9 protein-coding genes are annotated in these 11,417 nt (G+C 41.5%); 2 read left to right on the forward strand and 7 right to left on the reverse strand.

All coding sequences use genetic code 11. The annotated features are described in order from the left end of the window. Window positions 1-138 precede the first annotated feature (138 nt). The 6 genes from dnaX to H5185_RS10715 all read right to left on the reverse strand — a co-directional run bounded on the left by dnaX (window position 139) and on the right by H5185_RS10715 (window position 6,809). Window positions 139-3,033: a DNA polymerase III subunit gamma/tau gene (gene dnaX, locus H5185_RS10690; RefSeq protein WP_182742073.1), complete on the reverse strand. Its 2,895-nt coding sequence runs from the start codon at window positions 3,031-3,033 to the stop codon at window positions 139-141. A 148-nt stretch (window positions 3,034-3,181) separates the two neighbouring features. Then, window positions 3,182-3,733, reverse strand: coding sequence for an adenine phosphoribosyltransferase (gene apt / locus H5185_RS10695; RefSeq protein ID WP_101088153.1), 552 nt, complete (start codon window positions 3,731-3,733; stop codon window positions 3,182-3,184). 132 nt (window positions 3,734-3,865) lie between these two features. Continuing rightward, on the reverse strand, window positions 3,866-4,231 hold the full coding sequence (locus H5185_RS10700; protein WP_182723444.1) for a YbaN family protein: 366 nt from the start codon (window positions 4,229-4,231) through the stop codon (window positions 3,866-3,868). Window positions 4,232-4,612: 381 nt separating this feature from the next. Beyond that, window positions 4,613-5,368 (reverse strand): DUF2063 domain-containing protein, encoded by a 756-nt coding sequence (locus tag H5185_RS10705; RefSeq protein ID WP_182742074.1) that lies wholly within the window; start codon window positions 5,366-5,368, stop codon window positions 4,613-4,615. Continuing rightward, window positions 5,368-6,225: a DUF692 domain-containing protein gene (locus H5185_RS10710; protein ID WP_182699021.1), complete on the reverse strand. Its 858-nt coding sequence runs from the start codon at window positions 6,223-6,225 to the stop codon at window positions 5,368-5,370. The genes H5185_RS10705 and H5185_RS10710 overlap by 1 nt, the downstream gene beginning before the upstream one ends. 137 nt (window positions 6,226-6,362) lie before the next feature. Continuing rightward, window positions 6,363-6,809 carry a hypothetical protein gene (locus tag H5185_RS10715; protein ID WP_124016068.1) on the reverse strand — a complete coding sequence of 149 codons (447 nt, stop codon included), beginning with the start codon at window positions 6,807-6,809 and terminating at the stop codon, window positions 6,363-6,365. 325 nt (window positions 6,810-7,134) lie between these two features. Here H5185_RS10715 and dusC point away from each other — a divergent pair, with 325 nt between their 5' ends. Next, complete coding sequence (gene dusC / locus H5185_RS10720) at window positions 7,135-8,079, forward strand: tRNA dihydrouridine(16) synthase DusC (protein WP_182723445.1); 945 nt, start codon at window positions 7,135-7,137, stop codon at window positions 8,077-8,079. A gap of 408 nt (window positions 8,080-8,487) precedes the next feature. Next, on the forward strand, window positions 8,488-8,793 hold the full coding sequence (locus H5185_RS10725) for a TraR/DksA C4-type zinc finger protein (RefSeq protein WP_404948459.1): 306 nt from the start codon (window positions 8,488-8,490) through the stop codon (window positions 8,791-8,793). Window positions 8,794-8,935: 142 nt separating this feature from the next. Here H5185_RS10725 and H5185_RS10730 read toward each other — a convergent pair. Beyond that, a partial coding sequence (locus H5185_RS10730; RefSeq protein ID WP_182742076.1) for a TonB-dependent siderophore receptor occupies window positions 8,936-11,417 on the reverse strand: 2,482 nt, incomplete at its 5' end.

An 11,417-nucleotide genomic window follows, 5' to 3' on the forward strand; every position in this document is an offset into this window, starting at 1 on the left:
TCTCTCTCTAATTAAGGTTGTTAGCAAGTCGCCATAATGACGCTAATCTTACTGAAATAAATTCGATTGGCAATCTTACTGAGATACTTTTGAGATGAAGATAACTTCATCTCAAGCAAGATTAGCGTATTTGTTCATTTATGAGGCACTAATAAGCGCAATCTCTTGGGCAATTTGCCCCAATTGCTCCGATGGATATTCAATACTGTCACTGTCTAATTGCGCTGATAAACGCTGGACCATCCACTGCACTTTATCATCAAGCAAAATAGACTGTTGCGCCTGTGCGATAAGTTCACGGTGAAAACGCTTACGTAACTCAAGCGGTGTTTCTCGTTTTGGTACAACGCCAATCTGGATCTGTACTTCAGTCGGTTGCTCAAGGTATTCAGTTAACGCCACTTGCAATTGATCGATAGCCGTTTGCGCTGACAAATGTTTTTGATCCGGTTTTAACACCAACACTATTGGATTGGACAAACCAGAGCACACTGAATTAACACCTAATTGTCGCACCCTACCACCAACAGAAACATGGGTCATCACCTTATACCAGTGCAAATCAACCTCATCACCTTGGATACTGTGTGGCTCAAACTGGGCCACTGCATGCGATTGAGTCATTTTAGGCTCTGTCATGCTATGTGGGTTAGCGGCGACGACAGCGCTAGCAGGCTTTAGATCTTGTTGATTAACCTGCTGAGAAACATTGCTCGGCTGGTTAATTGTGGCTTCAACGGCAGATTTATCATGTGATTGAACATCTGCAAATGCATTAACTTGTTCGCCCTCTTTGGGCGCGACCCAAGGAGGTCTATCATAATCACTGACAGCCGGAGAATTGTCGCTTTTAGTGGCCACAGCAGATAACACTGGACTGGTATTGGGCGCAGTAGATTCAGGCGTTTTAGGCTCAGCGGCTAAGTGTTCTGAGTTTACTGCCGGCGAATTGGATGGTTTGATCACTCTTGAAGAAACTGATTTAGTGGCTTCTTTTTTGGCGAGTTCATCTTTTTGCTGTAATGCCCCAACATCAGCGATGAGAGAATCACGACTAGCGAGTACTTCGTCAAGAAAGTCGTCTAAATCATCAGCGCGAAGCAAATCTTGTTCAATGCTATGGCTGACATTTTTGCTGCTAATGTCAGTGCTGTCATCAACACTATTGTCTACACTGTTGCTAGCCGAAGCATCACTATGATGATCCGCCGTTTTCGGCGCAGACAGAGAGCCCTTTGCAGTATCAACACTGTTCGTCTCTGGAGTCTGATTTAACGCCGAAAAAGCAATATATTCATCATGATCAGACGGCTGGTATTCCATTGATGCTTCATCAGAGGCATCATAATCCGTAAAAGAATAACCACCAAATGATCCATTATCTACGTCCCGAGCATGCTGATTTTCTTGACTATCTTGTGCGGTATTGGCGTCGACATCGCTCTTGCTGCTTGTATCTGTGGGATTAACAGCTAATGCCTGTTGCTCACAAAACTCTTGCGCTTCAGTGGTGTCATGTTTGGGCGCATCAATCTTGCTGTCTGAAGCAGTTGATTCGCCGATTTCAGTGCTCACGGCAATATTATCAGCCGTTGAATGAGCAAACGCCGCTGCACTTATATCAACGTGGCTTTGGGTATCAACGCGGCTTTGGGGCGATTGTTCATCAAAACCTTGGCTTTGTGCTTGGCTGAGCAATAAAGCTTGTTCTGCTATTAGTGAGGCTGCGGCTGGCTCATCATCAACAACCTCGTCAGTGTCAGTCTCAACATTCATCGCCGCAGCTTCTGCTTGAACTGGTAATATCGTTGCTGCTAACGCGCTATTCGCTTGAGACTGATTATCAAGCTTTGGGCCTGTTTCAATGACCTCTTGTGTGGGAGATAAGGCATGATCAATCACGCTTAAATTAATATCTGCTGGTGTAGTTGTTACCCAACGTTTTACTTGTTTTTCAGGGGTGAATGCAACGGCGCGCAATAATGCCATTTCCAAGCCTGATTTAGGATCAGGTGCAAAAGCCAAATCTTTACGACCGTTAAGTAACATTTGATAATAAAGCTGAACTTGCTCAGGCGCTAATTGCTGTGCAAACGCTAAAATTTGTTCACTAAACAATGATTGCTGCGCAGCGGCTGGGGCAAACTGAGTCAAGGTAATTTGGTGCAGTAGCTCTAATAAACTGCGCAGTACTTCTTCTGCGTCAGCACCAAATGCTAATACTTTTGACACGGTTTGCATTAATGGACCCACATCAGCGTCACATAAGGCTTTTAATAAAGCCAGTACATGTTTTTCATCAATGCTGCCGAGCATGGTTTGTACTTGTGTCAACATGACTTGACCACTACCAAAAGCGATGGCTTGATCCGTTAAACTAAGCGCATCACGCATACTACCATTAGCGGCTTTAGCTAATAAACTCAATGCTTGTGGCTCAAAAGGTAGGTTTTCTTGGCTGATGATATACGCTAACTGCTTAGTAATTTCATCTTGCGACAAACTTTTCAAATTAAACTGTAAGCAGCGAGATAATACGGTAACAGGTAATTTATGCGGGTCAGTGGTCGCCAGTAAAAACTTAACGTGTTCGGGCGGTTCTTCTAACGTTTTTAATAATGCATTAAAACTGCTACGCGATAACATGTGTACTTCGTCAATTAAATACACTTTAAAACGGCCACGTGAAGGACGATATTGAACATTGTCGAGGAGCTCACGAGTATCATCAACTTTAGTACGAGAAGCGGCATCGACTTCAATTAAATCAACAAATCGACCTTGAGCAATTTCAATACAACTAGAACATTCGCCACAGGGTGTAGCCGTTACACCAGTTTCGCAATTGAGACCTTTAGCAAATAAACGCGCCAAACTGGTTTTACCTACACCGCGCGTACCGGTAAACAGGTAAGCATGATGTAACCTTTGCTGACTCAATGCATTGGTTAGTGCCATTAATACATGAGATTGGCCAACCATTTGGTCAAATTTAGCTGGACGCCATTTGCGGGCGAGTACTTGGTAAGACATGAAATTCCCCACAGAGAGCTATCGGGAGTCAATCCCTATAAAGGGGTTAACAATAACATGCCAAGGGCTGGCATGCTATTGTTGAGCATGTATTTGATAGTGCAGAATACAGTTAACTGCTTAATAAAATAGCAGTTTATTTTACTATTTACTCACCATCAAACTCACATAAGCTTAATACTTCAATTCCCATACCTTGCAAACGCTTCTCACCACCAATTTCTGGTAATGAAATTACAAATGCAGCGTGAGACACTTCACCACCAAGTTGGCGGATAAGCTTTACTGTTGCTTCGATCGTGCCACCCGTGGCGAGCAAGTCATCAATCACTAACACTTTATCATTGGCATTAATGGCATCGACATGAATTTCTAAGGTATCTTTACCGTATTCTAAATCATAGGTTTGGCTAATGGTTTTTCGGGGTAATTTACCTGGTTTACGTACAGGTACAAAACCAACACCTAGCTCTAAAGCTAGTGGTGCACCAAATAAAAAACCACGCGCTTCCGTACCAACCACTTTAGTGAAACCTTTTGATTGATAATGAGCCACTAAAATCGCAATAGTGGCTTTATAAGCTTCTGCATTTTCAAGCAAACTCGTGACGTCACGGAACATGATGCCTGGTATTGGATAATCAGGAATGGTTTTAATGCTTTGCTTAATAAGCGCTAAACTGTCTTGGTTCATCATAATTTTAGTTAACTCTATAAAAGTGATTACGCAATAAAAAAGTCCACGTTGCGGGTGGACTCTGGTAAAAATACTTAGCTGATCTTATGCCCGTTTAATCTCAGTTGCAACTAGCTTACCTTAACTGACGATTTATTATTCTAACTCTGGGATCCGCCACAAAAAAAATACTAAAAAAAGCATCATGCACAATAACATCATTTTCACCCAAACAATCGGCACAATGGCAATGCTAACCCCAAAGCTTAGCACGGTCATCAACATTGCTTTTTTCTTAAGAGGACGACTCAATGCCCTGTTCGATTGCCATTGACGAATACCTTCGGCAAACCATGGATGATTGACTAACCAATGGTGCAAGCGATCATTTGAACGGGAAAAACAAAAAGCAGCCAGCAGAATAAACGGGACTGTTGGCAATAAAGGCAACACAATACCGATTAAGCCTAAAACAAGGCTGCACAGGCCTATTATTAGAAAAAAACCACGTTTTACCGCCATAAGTACCCTCATCAGAAACAAAAAACCACTCTAGCAGAGTGGTTTAGTAGACACATCATGACAGGTTAACCTGAAGTTAGCGTTAAATTAATCCTGTTGCTTTCAACCATGAAAGACTCGCGGGTAATGTTGGAATTAATAAAACCAAAATAAAACCAACGAAATAAAATATGTTAAACGGGTCTTTAAAAGGCTGACTCATGATTATTCCTACATTCAGGTGATGTTGTTACTGCAATAGCTTAACACTTTCATTCGCTATGATAGGTCAACATTGGGTTAACTTAGCGAACAGCAAGTGTGAGGCCAGTCACAAAAAGTGGCTCATTTTAGACCTATCTTTATAAAATAAAAACCATAAATTTTTTAAGCCTATTTTGACTAAGTTGGTGAAATAATAATCCCCTTTTGCGCCAATTGTTGGAGTAAAGGTAAACAGCCTGATAATAAGGTGTCATTGGACATTTGTGGGTAGTGTTCACTTAACCACACAATAATCGCCTCTACGGTGACACCTTGTTGAGAAAGGCTCATTTGCTCAATGTAAGCCAATACTTGCGCGCTTAGAGGCGTCAGTTGCAAAAAAGCAACTTGCTCAGTTAAATCTCGAAATACACAAAAAAAGTTCGCTTGCGGTGTCGGTTCAATGGGTTGGTAGTCAACACTAATATGTTGAACATCAAAAGCGTATTGCGCGACCTTGGCACAAGTGGCCAAACATAATCGCCGCTGGGCGAGATCGCCAGAAACGAGCAACTGAGATGATGGTGTGTCTGGCGCGACTGCCACACATAACTCTAACCATTCATAATGCGCTAGCTGCAACATGAAAATCGGGTCATCTTGTGTGATTTGATATTGATGCTGCAAAAACGCTAAAAACTCACTGGCAATTTCGACAAATATTGGTGTTTGACAATCATGAGACCGAAAAAACTTCTGCACTAATGCTTGCCATTGTTCATCCTGATATAGACTGTTAAGTACCGGAAAAGCACTGGAGACAAAACCACTGATATTATTAAAAAATAACTCTCGATAGATATTCATCCGCCTAGGCTCAATACCCTCTGGTAATGGCAAGCTAGGATCACGAATGTAATCCATAAATTGTTGCTGTACTTGCATAAAACCCATTATGCCTTCCTCAGTAATGACTGCTGACGTAAAGCTTGTTGTTGGTATTGATGGATTTGATTAATTTCATTGAGCAGAATGTCGGTTTTAGGAATGTTAAAGTCGCGCTCAAGCAGTGTGGGATGTACACCGTGTAATTGATAGCATTGCTGTAATAATCCCCAGACAGGATCGATAATGTCGGCACCATGGGTATCAACAACCAAATCAATGTCTTCTTGATAATGCCCAGCAATGTGTAAATATTCAATCCGCTCGGTCGGCATAGCCGCCAAAAAAGCATTAGCATCATATTGATGATTAATTGAATTAACATAAATGTTATTCACATCAAGTAACAGCTTACAGTCAGCTTCTTGCAAAACGGCATTAACAAACTCAACTTCACTCATTTGTGCACCAGGAGCGGCATAGAAGGAAACATTTTCTAAAATAAATGGCCGCTCAAGTATCTCTTCAACCTGGTTTATTCTTTTAGCTGTGTGGATCACTGCGTCGTCAGTAAAAGGGATCGGCATAAGATCGTACATGTGACCGGCTCCCGAGCAATAACTTAAATGTTCGGAATAAATATCGATGTTATGCCGATCTAAAAAGTGTTTTATCTTGCGTACAAACTGAGTGTCTAAAGCTTGAGGGCTACCAATGGATAAAGATAATCCGTGACAAAAAAAACGATGTTGTTCGGTTAATTGAGCAAATTGACGACCAAACTTACCTCCTAGGGTCATCCAGTTTTCAGGCGCAACCTCAAAAAACTCAATTGCGGCAGGCACATGCTGACAAAATTCGTCTAACATTTCTCGACGAAGCCCTAAACCGACATTGGCTAAGCCATGAGCATGATTTGTAGACATAATGCGTGTCCTTGATGATTGTTTTTTAAGTATTGATATAACTAAATATTCGATAAAAAACAGATAAATTTAAGGCCTGAATCTCAGGCCTTAATTGTATTAGATAAGCCTAGGCATTATCAAACAGAAGCAAACTGTTATTTTTGACCGCCGCACTTACCTTCAGTCATTTTTTCAGCTGATTGCTTCATGTCGCCACATTTACCTTCAGCTGCTTTTTCCGCTGATTTTTTCATGTCACCACACTTACCTTCAGCCGCTTTTTCAGCTGACTGTTTCATGTCGCCACACTTGCCTTCAGCCATTTTTTCCGCTGATTGCTTCATGTCGCCACATTTACCTTCAGCCGCTTTTTCCGCTGACTGTTTCATGTCGCCACATTTACCTTCAGCCGCTTTTTCCGCTGATTTTTTCATGTCGCCACATTTGCCTTCACCACACTTACCTTCTCCGCCATCAAGTTGGTAACCAGAAGTTAATTGTTGAAAACCAAATGGATTTGCTTCTACTTGCGCCGAAAAACCAGCCGTCATTACAACTGAACCTAACGCAACAGCTAACGTAGTTTGTTTGATTGAATTCATAATAATTATATCCTTAAGTCGTGATTATAATGCTGACCAGCATTATTGCCGGCTTGTGTAAAGAGACCTGCCGTTAGTAACGTTTATTACAAAAAAATATCCGAAATGTGAAAAATATCCATTTTATTAACATTAATTGTTGCTAGGCAAGCTTAAAAATAACGCTATATACATTTAACATAGACACAACAACAATCATATCAATATGATTATTAATAATAATTTACTTAACGTCGTGACAAAGATGGTCATGGCACTATTTAGTGCTGCTATCCGATAATAAACACGTTAAAATAGCCCACTTTTTACTGCAGCAAGGTGTATTGTGCGCGTTATTTTAGCTCCGATGGAAGGTGTGGTAGATGACCATATGCGTGAAATTTTGTCAGCCATCAATCCATTTGACTTGGTGGTGACGGAATTTGTCAGGGTAGTCAATCAACTATTACCTGAAAAAGTCTTCTACAAACTGTGTCCAGAGTTACATCATCAAGGTTTAACTGCATCAGGTACACCAGTTCGTGTTCAGTTGTTAGGACAAGAGCCAGAGTGGATGGCACAAAATGCCATTAGAGCCATAGAACTAGGGTCAAACGGCGTTGATGCAAACTTTGGTTGCCCAGCAAAAACCGTCAATAAAAGTAAAGGCGGCGCAGTGTTACTGCAATACCCAGAGAATATTTATAACATTGTTAAGGCCATGCGCGATGCTGTACCGTCAGAACATCCAGTTACGGCCAAAATCCGTTTAGGTTACGAAGATAAGTCGTTATTTATGGAAAATGCCTTAGCTGTGTATGAAGCCGGCGCAACAGAGCTGGCTATTCATGCTCGCAGTAAAACCGACGGTTATAAGCCCCCTGCTTATTGGGAATACATTACCGAAGTCAGAAAACGCCTGCCTATTCCCGTTATTGCAAATGGAGAGATTTGGAATGCTGCTGATGCGCAACGTTGTATGGATATAACGGGTTGTGACAGTGTAATGATTGGCCGAGGTGCTATATCGCTACCGAACTTAGGTGACACCATTAAAACCGGTGCAATCCCGTTTAGCTGGCAACAAACATTAAGTTTACTCATGGCTTATAGTGACAAAGAACTCACCGGACGAAAGTCGGACTATTATCCCTCACGGATTAAACAATGGTTTAGTTACTTAAATCGTCAATACCCAGAAGCGGATACCTTATTTAGAGAATTGCGAGTGTTTAAAACAACCGAAGAAATCGTTAATACCTTACAAAACGCTCATCGCGCACTGTTATAGACTAGCAATATCGCGGCTCTAGGCTAGGATCTAACGCAGTTTGATTGGGTTATGTCATTCACCTCGTTAAACTGTGTTTATCCTAAACAAAGTTAATAGCGCAACGTTATTATTATCAGTGTTCTATATAGGGTGATTGATTCACCACCTATTCGTTAATAAAGCCCCTAGAGCCTCTCCAGCACAGACCATTAACCTTGGCTAACATGAATAAAAAGTAAATTATTATTCATGTTTTTATCTCAAAAATCTAATCGAGAATTGATCTTCGTCATAACGTAGGCTCTATTTGTGCTTAAAATAGATTATCTACATTGGCATAGTCAGTTAAGGTTATCTCAGTTGCACAATTCTCAGGATATAAAGCAAAAACTTCAACAACTTGAACTTATTTTGAGACGTGAGTTAATGCTCGTTATTAAGGATTCATTAAAATCGACTGAAGTTGCTCATGTCACAATGCAAACCCCTCTTGGGCAACTAATTGATTATCTACCACAAGTAAAACTCGCCGACACCGATATTTTTACTCGGCTAATGCGACTAGATGCTGCATATTGTCAACTTGAACTGGGTTTATATGGGCTTTGCTCAGATTGTGAAGTCGACATAGAAGCATATCGCCTAATCACAGATCCAACGGAACAACGTTGCACTCAATGCGAACAAAAATTCAGTCGAGAACATCGGCATGAATTACGCTTAGATCACTAGCCATTAACGTCTGTAAAGCACACTTAGATCTGCAACCTAGCTAGCCAGTATAAAATAATCATCATAAAAAAGGCCTACATAAATGTAGGCCTTTTCGTAATAAACAGTATCAATATCCGACTGTTTTATGTGTCTCTGTTATTTAGAACTTAACAGATACGCCACCGTAGTACTGACGACCGATAGTGTCATACACTTCTGGTACAGTACCGCCGTCACTACCATTAGATACGCGTGATGGCTCTTCGTTGGTTAAGTTTTTCACGCCAGCGCTCAAGGTAATCATGTCCGTAACATAGTAAGTACCGGCAACGTTGTGGTACAGAATCGCATCCACTTTATCGCCTGTATTTAAGTCGTCCATTTCACCAATGTAACGGTTGAAGTAGTTAACACTCCAGCTGTCTTGACCAGCTTGAATATTGAAGTTGTTACGTATACGAGCATACGCGCCAAAGTTACCATCAATATTGTTGGTGTAGTTGTTATCTTCTTGCTCAAACTTGATCAAGTAAGTTGTATCGTTGCTGATTTTCCAATCTAACGATAACGCTTCAAAGTTATAAGCTAAGTTAAAGTCTAATCCGCTTGTGTCTTGGCTACCTACGTTAGTTAACGTATTTGTTAAGTTAGACAAATCACCATTTGGACCAATGTTAAAGGTTTCACATGCAGCAGCAGAAGCATTAGCAAAACATGCATCAAGACCCGCTTGAACATCTAAACGTGTAATAGCATTGGTGACTTTAAAGCGCCAGTAATCAAGCGTTAAAGATAAACCTTCAACATAGCTAGGTGAGTAAACTAAACCAGCTGTGTAAGAATCTGATTCTTCAGCTTTTAAGTTACTGTCTGAAGTATAACGCGTTAAGATCTGTGGATCTTGAGCATTGCCCCAAGGATCATCTAAATAGTCGTATGAACCGGTATCACCGCCAAATAACTCGCTGATACTAGGTGCACGGAAACCTGTAGCCGCTACACCACGAAGCATTAAATCATCAGATGCTTCATAAGTAAGGCCCACTTTCCAAGTAGATGCTTTACCGAATGTTGAGTAATCGTCATAACGAAGTGCAAAATCACCGGTTAATTTCTCGGTAAAAGGAACACTAACTTCTTCGAATACAGAGAAAACATTGTAGTTGCCGTCAGTAGGATCTTGCTGAGCAGCAGTACTATCGCCAGCTACTGTTACAGGATCTGGATTATAGAAACCACTTTCGTAACGATATTCAGCACCGATAGCAAAAGCAACTGCACCAGCACTTACATCGAACAACTCACCATTTAAGCCTGCAGAAACAACATGCTGCTCGTTACCACCATTAGCATTATCGGTAAAGCTAATGTCATTAACAATATCACCCGTTAATGGAACACCTGTGAACCATGCATCTTGGTTAGCATAAACAGATTGCTTAAGATTAGTTGCATTGATTGAGTTATCAACGCTTGAATCAGCTTTGTTTTTACCGTAAGTGTATGCGATATCCCAGTTCATACCGGTATTGATATCAAACTCACCAGCCAAAGCCGCAGAGATACGGAATGTATCAGTATCTTGAGAATAAATACGCGGACCAGCATCAGTCGTACGACGACGGTAATTTACTCGACCAGTATCATCAGCTTCAACACCACCAGCTGTCATAGCAGAATCAAGAGTAATACATGCTGCGCCAGCTTCAACACCTGGAGCGCCACATACGTTTAGCATAACATCAGCAGGTTGCGGAGCAAGTTGCTGATCAGACTTACGTTTAGTGTAAAGAACGTCTCCACTTAGCACTAAATTATTGTCTAACTCTTGAATCATATTAGCAAACAAGCTGTAACGCTCGTTTGGTGTTTGGTAATAACTGCTCGTGGTGTAGTCATAACCTGTAGAACGAGCAACCCATTCACCAGCGTCATTGCGTACTTTTCCGCCTAATGAACCAGTAGGTAAAAATGAACTTGCACCTGGCTCTGTCCAGCTACGATCTGACTGAATAACGCTTTCACGTTTTGAATACGCAGCACCGACAGTATAGTTACCGCCATCAGTATTGAAACCGTATAAACCGCTTAACTCACCTGTCTCACCGTCGCTTTCGCTAGTAGTGCTACCGTTAAGATCGAATTGGAAGCCTTCGAAGTCTTTCTTGGTGATGATGTTAACAACACCAGCAATAGCATCAGAACCGTATACCGCAGAAGCGCCATCTTTTAAGATCTCAACGCGAGCGATCATAGATACAGGAATAGAGTTCAAATCGACAGAACTGTCTGCACCTGAACCAGAGTTAACCATACGACGGCCGTTTAATAACACTAGCGTACGTTGAGAACCCATGCCGCGTAAGTCAACTTGTGCAATACCATCTGAACCGTTATTTGAACTAGAACCTAGAGCGGCACCAGCCATTGAGGTTTGAGCTTGAAGTAGTTGGTCAACTGAAGTGAAACCTTCTGCGCGAATAGCTTCAGCAGAAATGATGGTTACTGGAGAAGCTGTTTCCATGTCTTGACGTTGGATACGAGAACCCGTTACTTCGATTCTTTCAACTTTCTGTTCGTCGGCAGCAAATGCTACTGAAGAAAATAAGCCTGTTGTCGCGACACTTGTTGCTGCTACAGCT

Origin of the sequence: Shewanella sp. SG44-6 (genome assembly GCF_014164185.1) — a bacterium.
GTDB classification, from domain to species: Bacteria; Pseudomonadota; Gammaproteobacteria; order Enterobacterales; family Shewanellaceae; genus Shewanella; species Shewanella vesiculosa.